Below are 613 nucleotides of genomic sequence, written 5' to 3' on the forward strand. Positions count from 1 at the left end.
CCCAACGGCCAAGCCCAATACTGGGCCCCCACACTCACCGCGGCCCGCGACGTGCTGATGTCCCACTACGACCACACCTACATCGCCCCCGGCGAAACCACACCCCGCCGCGCCACCACCGACGACCCCCACGACCGCGACATCAGCCCCTTCCCGCACACCTTCGCCGGCTCAGACTTCACCACCGTCGGGGAGATCTTCAACGCCGCCACCAACCCCGACCGCAAAAAAGCCTTCGACATCCGGACCGTGATGCGCGCCCTAGCCGACCAAGACCACCCAGTCCTGGAACGCTGGGCCGGCATGGCCGGCGCACAAACCTCAATCGTGCAAGACGCGCACCTCGGCGGCCTACCCGTCTGCCTGATCGGCATCGAATCCCGAGCCGTCCCCCGACACGGCTTCCCACCCACCGACGGCCCCGACACCTACACCGCCGGCACCCTATTCCCACAATCCTCGAAAAAGGTCGCCCGCGCCATCAACTCCGCCAGCGGCAACCGCCCCCTGGTGGTCCTGGCCAACCTCTCAGGATTCGACGGCTCCCCAGAATCAATGCGCAAACTCCAGCTGGAATACGGCGCCGAAATCGGCCGCGCCATCGTCAACTTCG

General features: G+C 66.6%; 1 protein-coding gene. It reads left to right on the forward strand.

Annotated elements, in window-relative coordinates; all coding sequences use genetic code 11:
- Positions 1 to 613 (forward strand): carboxyl transferase domain-containing protein (locus IZR01_RS49460; protein ID WP_323747337.1); only part of this gene is annotated, 613 nt, incomplete at both ends.

This window comes from Catenulispora pinisilvae (assembly GCF_015356865.1).
Taxonomy (GTDB): domain Bacteria; phylum Actinomycetota; class Actinomycetes; order Streptomycetales; family Catenulisporaceae; genus Catenulispora; species Catenulispora pinisilvae.